This is a genomic window from Lactiplantibacillus paraxiangfangensis, from assembly GCF_036246185.1.
Lineage (GTDB): Bacteria > Bacillota > Bacilli > Lactobacillales > Lactobacillaceae > Lactiplantibacillus > Lactiplantibacillus paraxiangfangensis.
On the sequence record NZ_BTPW01000028.1, the window covers coordinates 14336 to 36856 of the forward strand.

Here is a 22521-nt window from a genome sequence, read left to right on the forward strand (position 1 = left end):
CCTGATTCATTGGCGACGGTGGTGATTCAAATAGGTTAAGTAGCCCAGCATGCCGGTACATAGGACGATGAAGCCGGTCGAAAGGGTGACTAGAAAGGCAAACTCGCTCAGTATCCCCAGTACGAAACTCAGGGTGCCAACCAGCCAACCGATTTTGCCCCCTAAGCGTACGGTACGCCGCCAATTTTCGTTTGCTCGGGGGGCCGTCATTTGTGGGCCCAAAATGCGGTGGTTGGGTAAGTAAGCAAAAGGGAGACTGACAACGGCAAGCATGATGCCGATTGCGGTATTGCGACCGTTGATATTGGCATCGCTAAAAGCGCCGGGGATGACGAGTAATAAGAAGTTATACGTTAGAAACGTGACGTGTAAATCGTGACGTAATCCGACTGGAATGGTCGCATTGAGCCAGCTTTTCAAGTGCAGAGGTAAACAGCAACTGAGCAAGTAAATGATAGTCAGACTTACCAGCAGGGATGTTGGTCTAATTGACGTTTGGTGTGTCTGCCAAGCAACCAACTGCAGTAGCCAGATTAGGCCGAGGATGATGATGTTTAAAACCGTTAACTTTTTAGATAGTAGCATCAAACTCACCTCACTGAGAAAATTTATTAGGTGATGATTCTAAAAGTAAACTTTACAGTAGTGCCATGCGTGCAGGGTGACCATTCTTAAATTTTGTTTGTTAAGCGAAAAAATAGCGTCTTTATAGAAAAAGGACCGCATTACCATTAGACGAACGAATCTAATGGTGATGCGGTCCTTTGGATTAATGGGTCACGACGCGGTTTCGTCGTAGGGCCGTTCGCTCAAAATGTAGGAAAGTAGGGTTGTCCCTTGGTTGCCGCCGGAAGTTGGCAAGGGGCGTCTTTAAGTCCCCCTGTTTTTCGGCGTGTTGCAAGATTTCGGTTAGAAACTGTTGAAAATAATTGTCGTTCATAAAATCGAATTTAATACTGGAAACGTTCGGTTAGGTAAAAAATAAGGCACGAAACTGCGGTTTCATGCCTTATTTTTCCTTATAGTGGTCAGTTACGTCACAGCCGCATCTTATTTGGTTTATATTCCTGTATCGTTATGATGTTTATCAATTGATTGCTGTCGCTGTGCAATGTTCCTGTTTAACAGGACAAGCAGAGTTAACGCGATTAGTGCATACAGTGCGGCACCAAAGCTAATAACATGAACACTAACAGTCGCCACTAGAAATGACGAAGTAGCAGAACCTAACGAAGTTCCAAAGTTGAAGAAAATCGAGCTCAAAGATGAAGCTAATAGCGTTGACTGTGGATAATCCTGCTCTGCAACATCTAAGAAATGAAGTTGCATTGACGCACTAAACAATGTGATTAGCATTGTAATGATCATCAGCATAATAAATCCAGTGAATTTATTCATGAACGCTGCGGGTAATAAAATTAAGATTACCACATCCGCTACATAGTACTTGGGCATTAGCTTTAGGCCGCCCCGCGTAGCAATTGTGCCTGAAAACCGGTTGCTAATGATACTGGCAATTCCCAAGGCAAAGAGTAACAAGTTTAAGTTTTGAATGTTAAAGCCTAGTACTGTGGTCAGCAATGGTCGAATATAGGTGTAATAGCTATACTGAGTTGCAGCAGTAAACAAAACAACCCCAATTGCGATGTATATTCGTGAATCCTTTAGTAGCGTTAGTTGATTTAAGATAGTGCCCTGAACCTGATTGACATGGCGGGGCAATAACCAAATTAAAAATAAGATAGTAATCATCGAGATAATTGACACAGCGAAAAATGAGTAGCGCCAACCAAAGCGAGTACTAATAGTGGTTCCAACTGGGATGCCAATGACAGACGCAATGCTAAAGCCTGCATAGATCCACGAAATCAAATTAGCCCTTTTTTTCTCGGGTGCGATTTGATTTGCGACTATCATGATGATTGAAATAATTGCACCTGAAACACTAGCCGTAATTATTCGTGATACTATCATTATCCAATAACTTGTTGCCAGACCACTTAGTGTATTGCCAATCAGGAATATTCCCATTAATGTCAGTATTGTTTTGTAACGATTACATTTGCTTGTCAAAATAGTAACAATTGGTGTGCTAATTGCATAAGTAGTTGCAAATATTGTAACCAAGTATCCAACCATCGCAATTGACACATTCAAATGGGTTGCAATATCGGGTAAAATTCCTACCACCATAAATTCGTTACATCCTGACATAAACGCGACTAATACAAAAACAACTGCTTGTAAACGATATTTATTCAAAAAGTTTCTCCTTTGTGTATGCTGTTTTTAATTATCACCTCCAATCGAATTTGAAATACTAATTTTTTTACACAGTTGGGTAATCATTATTATGTCTCCCTTTTTTAACTAATCATGATATAAATTAATCTTAACACTTCTATAAAATTAACTGTTACAACTATCGCGCATACGCAGAAGACGCTAGCCAGTCCTTGGCCCCGGATCAGGTTGGGGGATTTATTGCTTTAATAGCAACATTAAGTAAAAAATAGCAAAAATTTCTTTACTGAAAGCAGCACCACTATCTAAAACAGCCCATAAAATGGTAAAATTACGAGGGATCAATACATTTTATGTTATCTTCTCTGTTACAGAGAGTTGAGAAAGAATCAAAGTATGTATTTCGAAAAAATTTGAAAGAGCGACATAATTAATGACACTGTCCTATACAACATCGTACTTTTTTTACATTCACAAGCGAAGTCAGCTGATGCTTTTGCTGATAAAAAGATAGGTATTACGAACTAACATTAGGTGCCCAAAACCATCGGGACATATGACCATTTTTGGGTGCTTTTTTAAATTTACGATTATTAACGTGCTAGAAACGTTGATATATCAAAGGAGAAAACATTATGAGTACAATTCAGTGGTATCCCGGGCACATGGCTAAGGCCATCCATCAGATTCAAGATAACTTGCACTTAGTGGACATTGTGTTTGAATTGGTTGACGCTCGGATTCCCGTAGCTTCACGTAATCCAGAAATTGAAAAAGTGATTCAACAAAAGCCCCACCTGCTGATCATGACGAAAAAAGATTTAGCTGATCCACAAAAGACGGCTGACTGGGTCGCGCACTATGAAGCCCAAGGACAAACGGCGATTGCGGTCGATTCCCGTAATAACGTCACGGCTAAGCAAATTACACAGGCGGCCACCACGATGTTGGCGGACAAACTTGCTAACATTGAGGCTCGCGGGATTACTAATCGGCCAATTCGTGCGGTCTGTGTGGGGATTCCTAACGTTGGTAAATCCACGCTGTTGAACCACATCGTGAATAAGAAAATCGCCAAGGTCGGTGACCGTCCCGGTGTGACGAAGGGACAACAGTGGCTAAAGGCGTCCAATAAACTTGAATTACTCGATACACCGGGGATTCTTTGGCCAAAATTTGAGGATCAAGTTGTGGGGACCAAGCTAGCCGTTACCGGCGCTATCAAAGAAAATATTTATCCTAACGATGACGTTGCGTTGTACGCGTTAGACTTCTTTAAGCACAACTATGCCAAACGTTTAATGGAACGGTATAAATTAACGGTTGACCAATTAGAACTGGATAACCCCGAATTATTATTAGTGATGACTAAGAATGCCGGGATGCGCGAAGATTGGGAACGGTTCTGTGTTGCGTTCCTATTAGATATTCGTAAGGGGCGGCTAGGACGCTTTACCCTCGATTTGACGGGAGCTAGCGCCGATGCCTGAGTATACGATCGCCGATTTTAAGCGGTTATTAGCGAATGAGCCGACTGCTGAAATCCTTGCGCTGGCGCAAGCCGATGCCCGTAAAGGGGTTCAACAGGCCTACCAACGCTTTGAAAAACAGCAAGCCAAGCACGCCGCCTTATTAGCCCGCTTCAAACAGCATATGCACTTAGAGCGGGAATTTTGGGCCAGCGGTGGTCAATACGTTGCCGGCATCGATGAAGTCGGCCGGGGCCCGTTAGCGGGTCCGGTCGTCACGGCGGCCGTTGTGATTCCGCAAGATTTTGACCTGTTAGAAGTGAACGATTCCAAGCAACTGACTGCTAAAAAACGGGCGGAACTATTTCCAAAAATTTTAGAGGAAGCCGTTGCCGTCAGCTTAGGCGTTGCAAGTCCGCAGCAGATCGACCAGTTAAACATTTACGAAGCAACCCGGGTCGCCATGGCCCAAGCCGTTAACAATTTGACGGTCCGGCCAACCCGTCTACTCGTGGATGCCATGCAGATTCCGGTGCCAATCAAACAGACCCGGCTCATCAAGGGGGATGCGAAGAGTGCTAGCATTTCAGCGGCCAGCATCGTGGCTAAGGTGGCACGGGACCATTTAATGGAAACTTATGATCAAGTTTATCCTGGTTATGACTTTGCGGATAATATGGGTTACGGCACGGCGAAGCACTTAGCCGGATTACAACAATTGGGTGTGACCCCGATTCATCGCCAATCATTTTCACCAGTTCGAGACGCAGCGCGGCGTTAATTGCGAATCTTCCTAATAAAGGGAGTGAGCAGATGCAATTACGCAGCCTATTAATTCGATTGACCCTGGTCCACGGTTTAGGTTACCGAGCAATGACCCGCATTCTTAAACATTGCGTGCATGAGCACGTGGTGGTCACGGATGCGGGCCTTTTGGGGGCCGTGGCCCACTTAAGCGAGCACCAAATGACGATCTTTATGTCGGACTGGATGAGCGAATCCTTTGCACGCCGCGTTGAAGCGCATGGCGCATTGGATACCCTGACCATCGTGGATGCGGATTATCCGCTTGAGCTGTTGGCTAGCTTTAAGCCACCGATGGTCTTATTTTTAAAAGGGCACCGGGAACTACTGGCTGGTCGCAAACTCGCGGTGGTCGGGGCCCGGCGTGCAACCCCCTACGCCGCCCGTTGTGTGACGCAGCTCTTAACCCCGTTAGTGACGGAACAGTTGACCGTGGTCAGCGGTTTAGCGGCTGGGACGGATGGCTGTGCCCACCAAACGGCTTTGGACTGTGGTCTGCCGACGATTGGTGTCATCGGAACGGGCTTAGATCAGGCGTATCCGCGTGTCAATCGCCAGCTTCAAGGACGAGTTAGCAAGGTGGGATTACTAATTAGCGAATACCCGCTAGGCGCAAAACCAGCGCGCTACCATTTTCCAGAACGGAATCGAATCATCGCGGGGCTCTGTCAGACGCTGGTGGTCATTGAAGCCCGGGAACATTCTGGGAGCCTAATCACCGCTAACTTGGCGTTACAGAACGGTCGCAACGTGCTCGCAGTCCCGGGGCCAATCGATGCGCCGCTGTCCGTGGGATGCAACCAATTGATTGCTGCGGGGGCCAAACCCGTGTTAAATTCACAACATATAGTAGAAGAGTTTTTACCGATAATTTGACAAGCTGAAACTTTTGAAATATGATTACATGGATTTGTCAGAACATGAACCATAATAATTATAATCAAAAGTGTAAGGAGCTGATCTAGTGGCTGCTAGTACAACCAATGCAAAGCCGGCGGCGAAACGTAAGGCCCCGGCTAAGAAAGCAACAAAGACAACAACTAAACGAAAAACCAGATCAACCGCTAAAAAATTAGTGATTGTGGAATCACCATCAAAAGCAAAAACGATTGAGAAATATCTCGGGCGTTCTTACAAAGTCGTCGCTAGTCTCGGACACATTCGGGATTTACCAAAGAGTAAAATGGGCGTCGACGTGGATAATGACTACGAACCCCACTATATTTCAATTCGTGGTAAGGGTGACGTTATTAAGGGGTTACGGAAAGAAGCCAAAAAGGCCAAAGCCGTTTACCTCGCATCTGACCCTGACCGCGAAGGGGAAGCCATCGCTTGGCATCTATCCTACTTACTAGGATTAGACCCCAAAGATAAGAACCGGGTCGTCTTTAACGAAATTACCAAAGATACGGTTAAAAATGCGTTTAAAGAACCGCGTTCGATCGACATGGACTTAGTTGATGCCCAACAAGCTCGGCGAATTTTAGACCGGTTAGTTGGTTATTCGATCAGTCCTTTGTTATGGAAAAAGGTTAAGAAGGGCCTATCCGCTGGACGGGTTCAATCCATTGCGTTGGATCTAATTATTCAGCGTGAAAATGAGATCAAAGCGTTTAAACCGCAAGAATATTGGACGATCGAAAGTGAGTTCAAAAAGGGCCGAACCAAGTTCATGGCTAATTTCTACGGGACGCACGGTAAGAAGATGCCGTTAGACGACAACGCGGCCGTGCAAAAAGTGTTGAAGCAGCTAGACCGTGCTGGTGATTTTGACATTACGAAGGTTGTCAAAAAGGAACGTAAACGCTTCCCGGCACCGCCATTCACCACGTCAACGATGCAACAAGATGCTAACCGTAAGTTGAACTTCCGAACACGGAAGACCATGATGGCAGCGCAACAGCTTTACGAAGGAATCAACGTGGGTAAGGACGGTAACGTTGGGCTAATTACCTATATGCGGACCGACTCGACCCGGATTTCATCCATTGCGAAGCACGAAGCGTCCCAATTCCTGCATAAGGAATACGGTGCCGAATACGCCGCAACGAAACCGGTCAAGGGTAAGTTGCCAGAAGGCGCTCAGGATGCCCATGAAGCGATTCGGCCGTCGTCCGTTTTCCGGACACCGGCCAGCATCAAGGATTATTTGAATCGTGACCAATTCCGGCTATACCAGTTGATCTGGTCACGATTCGTTGCGAGTCAGATGACACCGGAGGTCTTGGATACGATGGCTGTAACCATCGACCAAAATGACGTTCAGTTCCGTGCGAACGGGTCGAAGACCAAGTTTGCCGGGTTTACGAAGATCTATGACAAGACCGAAAAGAACAACGTCTTACCTGATTTAAATGAAGGTGACGTCGTTAAACTGAGCAAGACTGATCCGCAACAACACTTTACGCAGCCACCGGCACGTTATTCCGAAGCCAACTTGATCAAGGCGTTGGAAGAAAACGGCGTTGGTCGACCATCAACGTATGCGCCAACGTTGGATACGATTCAACGGCGGTACTACGTTAAATTGGAATCACGCCGGTTTATCCCAACTGAATTGGGCGAGATCGTCAACGGGATTATTCAGGAATATTTCCCGGACGTTGTGAACGTCGGCTTTACCGCTACTCTGGAAGAACAGTTGGATTCAACTGAAGAGGGTAAGGAAAACTGGGTCGAAGTTGTTGATTCATTCTACAAGCCATTCTCAAAAGAAGTCGAGAAGGCTGAAGCTGGGATGGAAAAGATCCAGATCAAAGACGAACTTGCTGGCTTCAACTGTGATCTCTGTGGTGCGCCAATGGTCATCAAAATGGGTCGCTACGGTAAGTTTTTCGCCTGCTCGCGCTTCCCTGATTGCCGGAATACGAAACCAATCGTTAAAGAGATCGGCGTCGTTTGTCCGCAATGTAAGAAGGGTCAAGTCATTGAACGGAAATCCAAGAAGAACCGGATCTTTTACGGCTGTTCACGTTTCCCTGAATGTGACTTCGTTTCCTGGGATAAGCCAATCGGTCGGGATTGCCCGAAGGATGGTCATTACTTGGTCGAAAAGAAGGTCAAGGGTGGCAAACAGGTCCTATGTCCAAACGGCGATTACTCCGAAAATGTTCAAAAATAATTAAATTAATGAAAGATCAGGCCATCCTAATGGGGATGCCTGGTCTTTTTGCTTAGAACGGCGCTTATCAAGTGATTTTGTTATGTTTTCCGGACATTAACCATTTATAACAATAATAATATTAAGATAAAAGTGCCTGATTGCGAAAATATGCGGGGGTAAGCTTAGCGCTCGGACACGTAACGTTCGGTTATGACAAAAGTTAAATCATGTGCTGGATTGCCGGATTACCCGTTTCATTGGCGAAATAACGAGTGGGTTGTTTGTATTATGGCGTTATCTCCGGTATGATTACCACAATACTATCAACGGTATGTGTTTTATAAGAAAAGAGGAATTCAGGATGGCATCAATACCAACCGTAAACGTCATCGGTGCGGGGCTCGCGGGCTCTGAAGCCGCATGGCAGATCGCAAATATGGGCGTAAACGTTCGTTTATACGAAATGCGTCCTAGCAAAATGACCCCGGCGCACCATACGAGTCAATTTGCAGAACTAGTTTGTACGAATTCATTACGGGCAAACCAGCTCGCAAACGCAGCCGGCCTACTTAAGGCGGAAATGCGCCAAATGGATTCAATCGTGATGCAGGCGGCTGAACACCACGCTGTTCCTGCCGGTGGTGCTTTAGCCGTAGACCGGGACACGTTCTCAGCGGAGATCACTGAAGCCATTACCGGCCTTAAAAACGTGGAAGTTATTAATGAAGAAATGACGAGTTTACCTGAAGGCATCACCGTAGTGGCCACTGGCCCGTTGACGGCGTTGTCACTAGCAAAGTCGATTCAAGCGTTTAACGAGGAAGATGACTTACACTTCTTTGACGCGGCTGCGCCAATTTTAACGAAGGATTCAATCGACATGGACAAGGTCTACCTGAAATCACGTTATGACCGTGGTGAAGCGGCTTACCTGAATTGTCCGATGACTGAAGAAGAGTTTGACGCTTTTTACGACGCGTTGATTCACGCTGAAATGGCCGAATCACACGACTTTGAAAATTCAGACGTCTTTGAAGGCTGCATGCCCATCGAAGTGATGGCGCAACGTGGCCGTCAGACGATGTTATTTGGTCCGCTTAAACCGGTTGGGTTGGAAGATCCAAAGACGGGTAAGCAACCATTTGCCGTTGTCCAATTGCGTCAAGATGACGCGGCGGGCGACCTCTACAACATCGTTGGCTTCCAGACCCATTTAAAATGGGGCGAACAAAAGCGGGTCTTCTCCATGATTCCTGGACTTGAAAACGTGGAATTCGTGCGTTACGGGGTCATGCACCGCAATACCTTTATGAAATCACCAAAGTTATTAGAACCCACTTACCAGACTAAACAACGGCCGGACCTTTTCTTTGCGGGCCAAATGACCGGGGTTGAGGGCTATATCGAAAGTGCAGCCAGCGGGATCGTTGCCGGAACTAACGCCGCGCGGTTAGCGCTTGGGTTAGACCCCGTTGTTTTCCCAACGGATACCATGATGGGTGCAATGGCCCATTACATTACGCATACGAGTGCGAGCCATTTTCAACCAATGAACGCGAACTTCGGAATCGTGCCGAAGTTGAAACAGCGGATTCGTGATAAGCGCGAACGCAACACCGCCATTTCTGAACGCGCGTTGGCCGACCTCGAAACGTTTAGAAATACGACGTTGACGAAGACTGTGACCAGCGAAAACTAACTTACAAGGCACATAATTGTGTTTTCCTCCATACTTTGCTAAAGTAGCAACGTATGGAGGTTTTTTGTATGGAGACAGACTATTTAGCCCTTTTTTTAAAGTACATTCGGGTTGAACGGCAATATTCAGACGAAACCGCCGCGGCTTACCGGGAAGATATCCAAGCTTTTAATGATTTCTTAACGGCAAACGGCGGTGCGAAAGCGTATACTGAAATTGACCACCTGGATGTGAACGTTTACTTAAGCCACCTATATGATCGACACCTGACGCGTAATTCAATTGCTAGGAAGGTGTCTAGCTTACGGTCGTTTTATAACTTTTTGGTTAAAAATGACTTGGCGAAGGTGAACCCGTTTGTATACGTTCAGTTAAAGAAACACGCCGCCCGCTTACCACGCTTCTTTTATCAAAAGGAGCTCGACGTTTTATTTCAGACGGTGTATGCGGATGATACGGTGATGGGTGCGCGGAATGCGGCCCTGCTGGAAGTCCTATACGGAACGGGTATCCGACTCAGTGAGTGTGTTGATTTACAACTCGCGGATGTCGATTTTGAAATGAAAATGATGTTGATTCGTGGGAAAGGTGACAAGGAGCGTTACGTGCCGTTTGGGCGTTACGCGGCCAGTGCGCTGAAACACTACTACGAGGTTTGCCGGACGCCCGTAATGGCGAAGTATGGCCAGCAACACACAACGGTCTTTATTAACCGTCATGGTGGGGCCATTACCGGCGGGGGCGTTGAATACGTCTTGAATCAAATTGTGAAGAAGAGCAGTTTGACCGCGGACATTCACCCCCACATGTTGCGGCACACGTTTGCGACGCAGATGCTTAACAATGGTGCCGATTTGCGGACCGTCCAAGAACTACTGGGTCATACCAGTCTGTCCACGACGCAGATCTATGCGCACGTGACCAAGGAACACTTACAACAGGATTATCGCAACTTTTTCCCGCGGGCAACGCGGAAGTAATGTAAAGGAGATTGACTATGCCAGTAAAATTTGAAGCAACTACGATTTGTGCCGTTCGTCAAAACGGGCACAATGCAATGGCCGGAGACGGTCAGGTAACGATGGGTGAAAAGGTCGTCATGAAAGGGACTGCGCACAAGGTTCGTCGGATTTATAACGACCAAGTTGTCGTGGGCTTTGCCGGAAGTGTCGCGGACGCGTTCAACCTCGAAGACCGTTTTGAAAAGAAACTCAACGAATATTCGGGTAACTTACAACGAGCTGCGGTCGAACTTGCCCAGGAATGGCGTGGCGATCAAGCCTTACAAAAATTAGAAGCTTTACTCATCGTGATGGATAAGGACGAAATGTTCCTTGTTTCCGGGAGTGGTGAAGTCATCAGTCCCGATAACGACGTACTGGCGATCGGCTCTGGTGGTAACTTTGCCTTAGCCGCAGCGCGCGGGATGCAGTTGCATGCCCAGGACATGAGTGCGCAAGAAATTGCTGAAGCCGCCATTAACATTGCTGGTGACATCGATATCTTCACCAACCATAACGTTATTTCCGAAGCCTTATAATTAAAGGAGAATTACGATGGAAGAAATCAATAAAACGCCTAAACAGATCGTGGCTGCCTTAGACAGTTACGTTATTGGTCAAAATGCAGCTAAAAAAGCCGTAGCGATTGCGTTACGTAACCGTTATCGGCGGATGGAATTATCACAAGATATGCAGGACGAAATTACGCCTAAGAACATGCTGATGATTGGACCGACCGGGGTTGGGAAGACTGAAATTGCCCGTCGGTTGGCAAAAATCGTAAAAGCACCGTTCGTTAAGGTCGAAGCCACGAAGTTTACCGAAGTCGGTTACGTGGGTCGCGACGTTGAATCCATGGTTCGTGACTTGGTCGACGTTTCGATTGAAATGGAAAAGCAGTCGGCTTATTCGGACGTTCGTTCACGTGCCGTGGCCGCAGCTGATAAACGGTTGGTCAAATTACTGGTACCAGCTGCCAAGAAGCAAAATAACCGGAATGGTAACGACTTCCAGAACATGATGAACATGTTCAGCCAGATGCAAAACGGCCAAATGCCTAACGCGGATGACAATAACAACGAAGAAGTCACGGATGAAGTCCGCAACCAACGCTTGTCAGTTGCTGATCAACTTAAAAATGGTCAGTTAGAAAATTCGGACGTGACCATTGAAATGGACGATCCGCAACAAACCGCTGCCGGCAATAACAACATGCTGGGCCAAATGGGCATTGACCTTGGCGATACCTTAGGTTCAATTATGCCAAAGAAGCGGATCAAGCGGACGATGCCGGTTGCTGAAGCTCGTGAAATTTTGGTTAAGGAAGAATCCGAAAAGTTAGTCAACAGTGCGGATATTTATCACGATGCCATTGTCCGGGCAGAAAACACTGGGATTATTTTTATTGATGAAATTGATAAGATCACGGCTGGTGGGCAACAAAATTCTGGTGAAGTTTCGCGTGAAGGGGTTCAACGGGATATTTTACCAATCGTTGAAGGCTCTCAAATTTCAACCAAATACGGGCCAATCAATACGGATCACATTCTCTTTATTGCTTCCGGTGCGTTTGCGGAAAGTAAACCAAGTGATCTGATTGCTGAATTACAGGGACGGTTCCCGATTCGTGTTGAATTAGACGACTTGAGTAAAGACGACTTTGTCAAAATTTTAACGGAACCAAAGAATGCGTTGATCAAGCAATACATTGCCTTAATTGGGACGGATAACATTAAAGTAACCTTTACGATCGAAGCCATTGAAGCCATCGCTGGCATTGCTTATAAAGTGAACCACGAGACTCAAAACATTGGGGCGCGGCGGTTGCATACGGTTTTAGAAAAATTATTGGAAGAATTACTTTACGAAGGCCCAGATATGGAAATGGGCGAAGTCACGATTACCGAAAACTACGTCAATGACCGCATTGGTAACATTGCTGAAGACAAGGATCTAAGTCGTTACATCTTATAATTTAAACTAGGGGGCGTTTTGAACTAATGACAGTTGAACTAAAGAATGATTATCTCACCGTCAAGATTAACGAAGCCGGGGCAGAACTCAGCAGTGTTAAGTCGGCGGATGGGATCGAATATATGTGGCAGGCTGATCCAAAGTACTGGGGACGACACGCACCAGTCTTATTCCCAATCGTGGGACGTTTAAAGGACGACCAGTTCACGGTAGCCGGTCAACCTTATCACATGGGCCAACACGGCTTTGCGCGGGATAACGACTTTACGGTCGTCGCTCACACGGCAACCAGTGCGACTTTGGAATTAACGGACAGCGCGGAAACGCGGAAGATGTTCCCGTTTGCTTTCCGTTTACGCTTGATTTACACGTTAAATGATCACGAGTTAACGGTTGGCTACGAAGTGCATAATCCAGCTAACCAAGAGCTACTCTTCTCAGTAGGTGGGCACCCAGCGTTTAACGTGCCTTTAGCGGACCCTGCCGGCCGTTTAGAGAACTATACGTTGACGGTGGCACCAAAGAAGGTCTACCAACACATTCCTTTACAGGCACCGTTAAACGATGCGGATAATGCGGACGACATCGACTTTACAAAGCCGTTACCATTGACCCGGGACTTCTTTAAAGACGACGCGGTCATCTTAGACTTAGGTCGCCAAGAAACGACGTTGATGCTGAGCTCAGACTTAGACGACCACGGGGTTGCGATGACGATCGAGGACGCGCCTTACGTGGGAACTTGGTCACCGTATCCTGGGGATGCACCGTTTGTTTGCCTCGAACCATGGTGGGGGATTGCGGACAATGTGAACGCGGATGGTCAGTTACGCCACAAGATGGGAATCAACCAACTGGCAGCTAATCAGACGTTCAACGCGCATTATGAAATCAAGTTCTTCTAAATGAATGTAAAACCGTCTAATCAGAAGTGGTTAGACGGTTTTTTAGGTATAAAACTGAAGGTTGAAAGTTAAATTTAAGCCAATGAAAATTAGCTACTTGTAAGCTATTCGGTTTGCCACTGATGACGTGCGGTCGTGGGACCGGGGCTAGCCTGGGAAACGGTCTAGCCCCTCGCCTGGAACAGTTGCAAAATGCGCAATTGCTCCAGGCCGTCCGTGGTTTAAGCCCGGAAAAATCACCGGCCTAAGACCACCTTCACGACCGATGCCATCAGTGGCAACCTCCGATCATCCGATTAAAGTCATATTTATCATAGACAACTTTCAATTTTTAGGTATAAAAGTGGTTGTAAATAAGTATATTTGTAACATGTTACTTTAACTAGTAACAACAAAACACTTCATAACCCACAATCAGTTTACCCACACTGGCACCAAAAAGACCACCTTCAATTAAGAAAGTGGTCTTTTAACAGTTACTTTTTAGCCTGTTGACGTCGCCAAGCAAGACCGAAATGGACCAATGATTCGGTTCCGTTTTTAATCCGGGCAATGTTGCTGCGGTGACGGTAAAAGATGAAGATGGTCAAAACTAACGCGACAACCGACAATAGTGGGTCGCGGTAATAGAAGATCGCGATCAAAGTGACGATTGGAAACGACGTCATACTGGCGACACTGACCATGCTGGTGACATAGACCAGAGTTAACATGATTGCACTGGCAATTAGAAAGAATTGCCAGTTATAGGCGAGTAGGATGCCGGCGCTCGTTGCAACTGCCTTGCCACCTTTAAACCCGATATAGATGGAAAAGGTATGGCCTAAAATTGCGGCAAGCCCAATCAGTAACGTGTAACGATTATCTAGGTGGAACAAAAGGGTCGGCTGCAAAGCAGCGATGGTTCCCTTTAAGATATCCATTGCCATGACGACGGTCCCCGCAACTGGTCCGAGAACGCGGTACGTGTTGGTGGTGCCAATGTTACCACTACCAATCTGGCGGATATCGGTATGAAAGAATAGCTTGCCAATGATGACACCCGAAGGAATCGCGCCAATAAGGTAGGCCACGATTAGCATGATTGCAATTTTCAAAATCAAAATGAGTTCCTCCTGCAATAGAATCACTTCAATATTTTAGCATGCTTTACTGGTTATGGGGTCAAAAAGTTTCTGGTTGACAAACTAGGGGCAAACTAACTACAATAAAGCGAACATACATTCGCTAATCAGTGCGACTGGTTTTGAGGATTTAATGTTTAAATTTAGTTAAATTTTGGCTGAAGTGTGGCTTAAAATCCGCCTGAGCCACGTTTAAAACTAAAAAAAGCGCTGAAAAATTAGTTTCCTGTGCTATAATCAAATTTGCATAGCTTTAGTTAGCGGTGTCAAGGCTGTTAAATCAAGCCAATCAGACTAATAGTCAAAAATATCATAAAAAAACAAAATTTTAAGGAGTTGTGAGAATGGCAAAGAAAACCCAGCAATACGATGATTCTTCAATCCAAGTCCTTGAAGGATTAGAAGCCGTTCGGAAACGTCCGGGTATGTACATTGGCTCGACTGACGCCCGTGGACTCCATCACTTAGTCTATGAAATCGTTGATAACGCGGTTGACGAAGCGTTAGCCGGTTACGGTAAAGAAATTAACGTGATCATTCACGCGGATAATAGTATCACCGTTGTCGATCACGGTCGGGGAATGCCGGTCGGAATGCACGCTTCCGGGATTCCAACCCCTGAAGTTATTTTAACGATTCTCCATGCCGGCGGTAAGTTCGGCCAGGGTGGCTATAAGACGTCCGGTGGGTTACACGGGGTCGGTGCCAGTGTCGTTAACGCACTGTCCACTGAACTGACGGTAACCATCATCCGTGACGGCTACCGCTACGTTGAACATTTCAAAAACGGTGGTCATCCCGTTGGTACGCTTGAGAAAAAGGGTAAGACCAACAAACCAACTGGAACGACGTTGACGTTTAAACCCGATGCAAGCATTTTTACAACGACGGTTTATAATTTCCAAACGTTAGCGGAGCGGCTACGTGAATCAGCCTTCCTACTAAGGGGCGTTAAAATCACGTTGACGGACGAACGCGAAAACCAAGAACAGGAACTCGCGTTTCATTACGAAGACGGTATTAAGGCCTTTGTTGGCTATTTAAACGAAGATAAAGACACGCTAGGTGACGTCATGTTCTTTGACGGCACGAAGGAAGGCGTGGAAGTTGAAGTGGCCGCACAATATAATGACGGTTACTCCGAAAACCTACTTTCGTTTGTTAATAACGTGCGGACGCCAGATGGTGGGACCCATGAAGTCGGTTTCCGGAGTGCTTGGACCAAAGCGTTCAATGAATACGCGCGGAAGGTCGGCTTGTTAAAGGATAAGGATAAAAACCTTGAAGGCTCCGATGTGCGTGAAGGGTTGTCCGCCGTGATTTCATTGCGGGTTCCTGAAAACCTACTGCAGTTTGAAGGTCAAACTAAAGAAAAGTTAGGGACACCGGAAGCCCGGACGATCGTTGATAACGTGGTCAGTGAACAGCTTCAATTTTTCTTAATGGAAAATGGTGAGTTTGCGCAAATGCTGATTCGTAAGTCTACGAAAGCTCGGCAAGCGCGCGAAGCCGCCCGTAAAGCACGTGACGAAAGCCGTAACGGTAAGAAACGTCATAAGCAAGAACGATTATTGTCAGGAAAGCTAACGCCAGCGCAATCGAAAAACGCTAAGCGTAACGAACTCTTCTTAGTCGAAGGGGATTCTGCCGGTGGTTCAGCTAAGCAGGGGCGTGACCGGAAGTTCCAGGCCATCCTACCATTACGTGGGAAAGTCCTGAACACTGAAAAGGCTAAGTTACCGGACATTGTCAAAAATGAAGAAATCAACACGATGATCTACACGATTGGTGCCGGTGTCGGGCCAGAGTTTGATATTAAGTCGAGTAATTATGACAAAGTCATTATCATGACCGATGCCGATACCGATGGTGCTCATATTCAGATCTTGTTGCTGACCTTCTTCTATAAATACATGCGACCGATGATCGATGCGGGTAAGATTTACATTGCTTTGCCGCCGTTATACCGGTTACAGAAGAAACAAGGTAAGCAGTTACGGACTGAATACGCATGGACCGATGAAGAATTGGCCTTACGAACGAAGACGTTTGGAAAAGGTTATTCGCTACAACGGTACAAAGGTTTAGGTGAAATGAACGCCGAACAGCTGTGGGAAACGACCATGGATCCTGAAAAGCGGACGCTGGTCCGTGTACGGATTGATGACGCCGCCTTAGCTGAAAAACGGGTCACAACGCTGATGGGTGATAAAGTGGAGCCGCGCCGGAAATGGATTGAAAGTAACGTTCACTTTAACCTTGATGAAGACGGTTCGCTGTTAGATAACGAGGCGGTTTCTTCTGCGCACGAACAGGCTGATGAAGAATTAGCACAACAGTTGAAGCATTAAAGGGGGTCGCAAATTGGCAAATGAACAACCAAAAATTCAGGAATTAACGCTTGAAGATGTCATGGGCGATCGCTTTGGTCGTTACTCTAAGTACATCATTCAGGAGCGGGCGTTACCGGATATTCGTGACGGGTTAAAACCCGTACAACGGCGAATCTTGTACGCCATGAATCAAGACGGTAACACGTACGATAAGGCCTTTCGGAAGTCAGCCAAGTCTGTTGGGAACGTCATGGGTAATTTTCACCCCCATGGGGATTCTTCAATTTACGAAGCGATGGTCCGGTTAAGTCAGGACTGGAAGCTCCGCGAACCATTGATTGAAATGCACGGTAACAACGGGTCAATGGATGGTGATCCGGCGGCCGCAATGCGGTATACCGAAGCACGGTTGAGTAAAATCGCGGGTGAAATGCTGCAAGATATCGACAAGAAGACTGTCGACATGGTCTTAAACTTCGATGATACTGAGTACGAGCCAACGGTCTTACCAGCCCGGTTCCCGAACTTATTAGTTAACGGGGCCACTGGGATTTCTGCGGGTTACGCAACGGAGATTCCGCCGCATAATCTGACTGAAGTCATCGATGCAATTCTTTTCTTGATGAATCATCCTAAAGCTAGCCTGGAAGACTTGATGGACTTTGTAAAAGGGCCTGATTTTCCAACGGGTGGTATTATTCAAGGGTTATCCGGAATTAAGCAAGCGTATGAGACCGGTCGTGGTCGCATCGTCGTCCGTTCACGGACTAAAATTGTGCCCATCAAGGGGAATAAATCTCAGATTGAAGTGTCAGAGATTCCTTACGAAGTTAATAAGGCGCAATTAGTCAAAAAGATGGACGAAATTCGAATCATGAAGAAGATCGAAGGGATTGCTGAAGTTCGTGACGAAAGTGACCGTAAAGGGTTATCAATCGTGATCGAACTGAAGCGTGACGTTAACGCCGAAGGGATTTTAACGTATCTCTTTAAAAATACTGACCTCCAAATTACGTATAATTTTAATATGGTGGCAATTTATCACCAACGGCCAGAACACGTTGGCTTAAAGACAATTGTTACGGCGTATTTGGAACATCAACGCGATGTGATTACTCGTCGAACCCAGTTTAACTTGAAGAAGGCGGCGGACCGTCAGCACATTGTCCAAGGGCTGATTAAGGCCATGTCGATCTTAGATCAAGTGATCAAGACAATTCGGGGTAGTAAGGATAAGAAGGACGCTAAGCAAAACTTAGTGACCCAATTTGATTTTACTGAACCGCAGGCCGAAGCCATCGTTACGATGCAATTGTATCGATTGACGAATACTGACGTGACGCAACTTGAAAAAGAAGCCGCTGAACTAGCTGACGCCATTGCCAGTTATCACAAGATTTTGGAAGAACCTAAAGAGTTGGACAAGGTCTTGCGCAAAGAATTGAAGGCCGTTCAAAAGGCTTACCCGACGAAGCGTTTGACTGAAATTCAAGATGAAATTCAAGAATTGAAAGTTCAAACGGAAGTGGTCATTCCACAAGAAGACGTCGTCGTTATGATTAGTCACGATGGGTATATCAAACGGACTAGTCTGCGGTCGTACTCGGCTTCCGATGCTGATGACAATGGGCTAAAGGACGAAGATTTCCCAATCTACCTGGCGAAAAATAATACGCTGGATCATTTGATGATGTTCACTAACCTGGGTCACTTGATTTATCGGCCGGTTTATGAAATTTCAGATGCTAAGTGGAAAGATACTGGGGAGCACATCTCGCAGACAATCGGGTTAGCGGATAATGAGCGGATTACGTGGGTCTTTAACTTTGCGACGCTCAAAGAAACCGGGAAGTTCTTAGTGGCGACAAATGACGGCTACGTTAAGCAAACGGCTTTTGCCGACTACGTTCCGGGACGAACGTACAAGACCCGGGCAAGTCAGTTCATGAAGCTTAAAACGGATGTGTCTGAAGTTGTCACTGTCAAGTACTTGCCAAGTGCGCCAACTGGAACCTTAGTTTTGATGACGCAGCACGGTTACGGTTTACGTTATGATTTAAGCGAGGTTCCAACAATTGGGGCTAAAGCAGTCGGGGTTAAGTCGATGGACTTGCGTGATGACTTGATCGTTCGTGCAAGCATTGCAAACGAACAAGACCTCGTCGCTTTGATCACCCAACGGGGTTCGTTTAAAAAGATGAAGGTTGCAGATATTCCAGTTACAAGCCGGGCCCGTCGCGGGGTGCAAGTTTTACGTGAGCTGAAGAGCAACCCACACCGAATCGCTGATTACGTCTTATTAGATGGGACAGCCAAGGGCGTAGCCTTAGACGTTCTGACTGACCGTGGGAAACACCATTCAATTTTGAGTGATGATCACCCAGTCAGTGCCCGGTATTCAAACGGCTCGTTCGTTGTGGATACGGATACGGAAGGAACGCCAGTAACGATGCAGTTGCATCCAGTGCCGTTAACGGTGTAAAGAATCGTGGTGTTACATTGTATGTGGTGTCGTTAAAGCGATGCGATTGCTTGCAAGGTTTTGGGCCTTAGCGGTAAGATAAAGTCGGATGTTTTATCTTGTAATAATTAGTTAAGGTTTATTTACCGATAACAAGCGCTTGCTTTAAAATCTAATCTTGTATAATATTATAGGTATCATAAGATGATGATAAGACGAAAGGATTAGGTAAAATTCATGAAGACAACTCAAGAAAGTATTTTTTCATCCAAGACTTTGACATATTTCTTGCAATTAGCTGAAACTATGAATTATACGCAGGCTGCCCAGATTTTAGGGATTACACAGCCAGCGTTGACCCAACAAATTAAGAAATTGGAACGTACAGTCGGTGCGCCACTTTTCTATTCAGTAGGGAAAAAATTACGCTTATCCGATGCGGGCTACACCATGTTAAATGCGACCCACAGCATTTACGACGTTTTAAATAAGGCAACGGACGAAATTCAACAAACGACTAGTGCGACCCAAGGGGCTATCAATATTGGTGTCTTGGCTTCCATTGAAGATCACGTGTTTGAAGATTTTGCCATTAAGTATTACGAGGCCAACCCCAACGTTATTATCTCGTTCCATATGTTAACGCGTAAAGAGATTTGGGAACGTTTGGAAAACAATCGTATTGACCTAGCCGTCATGTATCTTCCGGATGAAAGTATCAAAAACTGGAAACCATACCAGTCTAAGAAGATTATCCAAGACGAACTATTGTTTATTTCCGGCGATCCTAAACAGGCTAAAAAGAAACGAATCAAATTCAAGGATACCATCAGTGAACCTTGGGTGATGTATCCAGAAAACTACTATTTGGATCAAGTGATTAAAGAGTCATACAAGAACCAAATGGCAGATTTACCAACTGCGGTCGCCCGGTTTACGACACCACAACAGATTTATCGGTTTGTGGCTGCTACCGAGACCAACACCGCATTACCAAATTCATTCATGGTAGCCAATCCAGCCGTTGATAAACTTCATACGGTTTCGTTTGAACCAGCTATCAAGTTTGATTTGAACTTCGTCTTTCGTAAGGATAAGGATCAAATTCCACGAATCAAGAATTTCTTGGATGAATTTGATAACTATCTGCGGTCAGATGATTATATTTCACGGTTACAAAAGATTAATCAAAAATAGTTTTTAAAGGAGTTTTGTGCTAATGAGTAAGGAATTAGTTTTTGGACATCAAAATCCTGACACCGACGCAATCGTGGCGGCCAAGGCCTTTTCATATTTAGAAAATAAGTTGGGTGCGGACACTGAACCAGTTGCATTGGGCGAACCAAACGAAGAAACTAAGTATGTTTTGAACCACTTTGACGAACCAGCACTGCGGGTTATCACTAAAGCTGCCCCTGAAGTTGATAAGGTTATGTTAGTTGACCACAACGAACCACAACAAAGTGTTAGCGACATTGCTGACGTTACGGTCACTCACGTGGTTGATCATCACCGGATTGCCGACTTCAATACGGCACAACCATTGTTTTACCGGGCCGAACCACTTGGCTGTGTTAGCACCGTGGTTTACAAGTTGTTCAAAGAAAATAAGGTTGAAATTCCTGCTAAGTTAGCTGGCTTGATGCTTTCAGCAATTATTTCTGATACCTTATTATTAAAGTCACCAACCACAACACCAACTGACGTTGCCGTTGTTAAGGATTTGGCTAAGATTGCTGATGTAGACTATGAAACTTATGGTTTAGCAATGCTTAAAGCCGGGACTAACATTGATAGCAAGTCTGAAAAAGAATTGATCGATGCGGACGCTAAGTCTTTCGAAATGAACGGCTCAACGGTCCGGGTTGCTCAAATCAACACGGTGGACTTAGATGACGTCTTCAAGCGCCAAGCTGCACTTGAAGCTGCTGCTAAGGACGAAAACAAAGCTGAAGGTTATGACTTATTCTTAATCTTAGCAACGAACATCTTAAACAGCGACTCTGAATTATTAGTCGTTGGGGCCCCAACGGAACCCGTTGAAAAGGCCTTTGGTAAGAAGTTGGCTAACAACCGCTTAAACTTACCAGGTGTGGTTTCACGTAAGAAGCAAGTCGTTCCACCATTGACTGACGCTTTTAACGCTTAAATTAAAATTCCTTTTTTAAGAAGCTCTCGCTAAATGCGGGAGCTTCTTTTTTGCAATTGCTGCTTAGAAGCGTATAGTAAGCGTTAATTAGATTGTACACAATTAATATAATTAAAAGGACTGATTGGATGAGCGAGAAAAACGATGATTTACGGCAGCGGCTAACGGCCGAACAGTACGCAGTTACCCAAGAAGCTGCCACAGAGCGGCCTTTTAGTGGTAAATATGATAACTTCGATCAACCCGGCATATACGTTGACGTTGTCAGTGGTGAACCGTTGTTTAGTTCATTAGATAAATACGACGCTGGGTGTGGGTGGCCATCTTTTACGCGCCCAATTACCCAGTCTCAGTTACATGAGCATCAGGATGATTCGTTTGGTATGCGTCGTACTGAGGTGCTCAGTCAGGCACAATCGCATTTAGGCCACGTTTTCCCGGATGGCCCTCAAGACCAAGGCGGACTTCGCTATTGTATTAATTCGGCCGCGTTGAAGTTTATTCCAGCGGCGCAATTAAAAGCAGCCGGTTACGAGCAGTACGTTAGCTTATTTTCAGAGTCGGAGGGTGATTAGATGACGGATACGGCAATCTTTGCGGGCGGTTGTTTTTGGTGTATGGTCAAGCCGTTCGACCAGCAACCAGGTATTAAAAAAGTGATCTCAGGATATACGGGTGGGACGGTTCCCAACCCAACGTATGAGCAGGTTGCAAGTCATACCACTGGGCATACTGAAGCGGTGGAAATCACCTTTGATCCAGCAGTAATTAGTTATGCGCAGCTCGTTGAGATTTATTGGCGGCAAACGGATCCAACCGATGCGTCTGGACAGTTTCAAGACCGTGGTGATAGTTACCGGCCCGTCATTTTTGTTAATAGTCTTGAACAGCGTCAAGTTGCCGAAGCCTCGAAACGGGCGTTAGCAGCAAGTGAACGCTTTACGATGCCAATCGTGACTAAAATTGAGCCTGTAAAGCCGTTTTACTCGGCGGAACCGGAACATCAAGATTTTTATCGTCGGAATCCGTGGCGTTATCAGATTGAAGAGATGGGCGGTCGTCAGGCGTTCATTAAGGAAAATTGGCAATCATAGTGATAGTAAAAGACCCAGTAGCCTACAACATAAGTGCTATAGTCCCCTTAAGGTTGACAGATGAAAAACAATAATTCATCTATCAATGCTTAAGGGGATTTTATTATGCCTAGAACTAGATTTACACCTGAAGAAAAGTTAGCAATTATCATAGGTTTATC

Annotated in this window: 18 protein-coding genes; 15 read left to right on the forward strand and 3 right to left on the reverse strand. The window is 45.7% G+C overall.

Features of this window, described 5'->3' with window-relative positions:
- Positions 1-6: 6 nt before the first annotated feature.
- Both AAA939_RS12935 and AAA939_RS12940 read right to left on the reverse strand, forming a co-directional pair.
- Positions 7-585 carry a hypothetical protein gene (locus AAA939_RS12935; RefSeq protein ID WP_338211159.1) on the reverse strand — a complete coding sequence of 193 codons (579 nt, stop codon included), beginning with the start codon at positions 583-585 and terminating at the stop codon, positions 7-9.
- Positions 586-1059: 474 nt separating this feature from the next.
- A complete protein-coding gene (locus AAA939_RS12940; protein WP_338211157.1) occupies positions 1060-2262 on the reverse strand; it encodes an MFS transporter in 1203 nt (400 codons plus the stop codon).
- Positions 2263-2879: 617 nt separating this feature from the next.
- Between AAA939_RS12940 and ylqF the strand changes: the two genes are divergently transcribed.
- The 9 genes from ylqF (at position 2880) to AAA939_RS12985 (ending at position 13199) form a co-directional block, all read left to right on the forward strand.
- Entirely contained in the window at positions 2880-3734 is an 855-nt protein-coding gene (ylqF, locus tag AAA939_RS12945; protein ID WP_338211155.1) for a ribosome biogenesis GTPase YlqF, read from the forward strand.
- Positions 3727-4494 (forward strand): ribonuclease HII, encoded by a 768-nt coding sequence (locus tag AAA939_RS12950; protein WP_338211153.1) that lies wholly within the window; start codon positions 3727-3729, stop codon positions 4492-4494. The genes ylqF and AAA939_RS12950 overlap by 8 nt, the downstream gene beginning before the upstream one ends.
- Positions 4495-4526: 32 nt before the next feature.
- Positions 4527-5393, forward strand: a complete 867-nt coding sequence (dprA, locus tag AAA939_RS12955; protein ID WP_338211151.1) for a DNA-processing protein DprA — start codon at positions 4527-4529, stop codon at positions 5391-5393.
- A gap of 88 nt (positions 5394-5481) precedes the next feature.
- Positions 5482-7638 (forward strand): type I DNA topoisomerase, encoded by a 2157-nt coding sequence (gene topA, locus AAA939_RS12960; RefSeq protein WP_338211149.1) that lies wholly within the window; start codon positions 5482-5484, stop codon positions 7636-7638.
- Positions 7639-7981: 343 nt separating this feature from the next.
- On the forward strand, positions 7982-9319 hold the full coding sequence (gene trmFO / locus AAA939_RS12965) for a methylenetetrahydrofolate--tRNA-(uracil(54)-C(5))-methyltransferase (FADH(2)-oxidizing) TrmFO (protein ID WP_338211148.1): 1338 nt from the start codon (positions 7982-7984) through the stop codon (positions 9317-9319).
- A 68-nt stretch (positions 9320-9387) separates the two neighbouring features.
- Positions 9388-10299: a tyrosine recombinase XerC gene (gene xerC, locus AAA939_RS12970; protein WP_057707177.1), complete on the forward strand. Its 912-nt coding sequence runs from the start codon at positions 9388-9390 to the stop codon at positions 10297-10299.
- Between the two features lie 17 nt (positions 10300-10316).
- On the forward strand, positions 10317-10859 hold the full coding sequence (hslV, locus tag AAA939_RS12975) for an HslVU peptidase proteolytic subunit (RefSeq protein WP_057707176.1): 543 nt from the start codon (positions 10317-10319) through the stop codon (positions 10857-10859).
- A 16-nt stretch (positions 10860-10875) separates the two neighbouring features.
- Positions 10876-12294 (forward strand): ATP-dependent protease ATPase subunit HslU, encoded by a 1419-nt coding sequence (gene hslU, locus AAA939_RS12980; RefSeq protein WP_338211145.1) that lies wholly within the window; start codon positions 10876-10878, stop codon positions 12292-12294.
- 26 nt (positions 12295-12320) lie between these two features.
- The gene (locus tag AAA939_RS12985; RefSeq protein ID WP_338211144.1) at positions 12321-13199 is read left to right on the forward strand and encodes an aldose 1-epimerase family protein; all 879 of its coding nucleotides are present in this window, start codon (positions 12321-12323) and stop codon (positions 13197-13199) included.
- A 476-nt stretch (positions 13200-13675) separates the two neighbouring features.
- Here AAA939_RS12985 and plsY read toward each other — a convergent pair whose 3' ends face one another.
- Positions 13676-14296, reverse strand: a complete 621-nt coding sequence (gene plsY, locus AAA939_RS12990; RefSeq protein WP_338211185.1) for a glycerol-3-phosphate 1-O-acyltransferase PlsY — start codon at positions 14294-14296, stop codon at positions 13676-13678.
- Between the two features lie 371 nt (positions 14297-14667).
- Between plsY and parE the strand changes: the two genes are divergently transcribed.
- From parE to msrA, 6 genes are all read left to right on the forward strand, one after another.
- Entirely contained in the window at positions 14668-16674 is a 2007-nt protein-coding gene (parE, locus tag AAA939_RS12995; RefSeq protein WP_338211142.1) for a DNA topoisomerase IV subunit B, read from the forward strand.
- A gap of 13 nt (positions 16675-16687) precedes the next feature.
- Positions 16688-19138 carry a DNA topoisomerase IV subunit A gene (parC, locus tag AAA939_RS13000; protein WP_338211141.1) on the forward strand — a complete coding sequence of 817 codons (2451 nt, stop codon included), beginning with the start codon at positions 16688-16690 and terminating at the stop codon, positions 19136-19138.
- A gap of 216 nt (positions 19139-19354) precedes the next feature.
- Positions 19355-20314 (forward strand): LysR family transcriptional regulator, encoded by a 960-nt coding sequence (locus AAA939_RS13005; RefSeq protein ID WP_338211138.1) that lies wholly within the window; start codon positions 19355-19357, stop codon positions 20312-20314.
- 22 nt (positions 20315-20336) lie between these two features.
- On the forward strand, positions 20337-21266 hold the full coding sequence (locus AAA939_RS13010) for a manganese-dependent inorganic pyrophosphatase (RefSeq protein WP_338211137.1): 930 nt from the start codon (positions 20337-20339) through the stop codon (positions 21264-21266).
- A 128-nt stretch (positions 21267-21394) separates the two neighbouring features.
- On the forward strand, positions 21395-21841 hold the full coding sequence (msrB, locus tag AAA939_RS13015; RefSeq protein ID WP_338211135.1) for a peptide-methionine (R)-S-oxide reductase MsrB: 447 nt from the start codon (positions 21395-21397) through the stop codon (positions 21839-21841).
- Complete coding sequence (msrA, locus tag AAA939_RS13020; RefSeq protein WP_338211133.1) at positions 21842-22360, forward strand: peptide-methionine (S)-S-oxide reductase MsrA; 519 nt, start codon at positions 21842-21844, stop codon at positions 22358-22360.
- Positions 22361-22521: the final 161 nt, after the last annotated feature.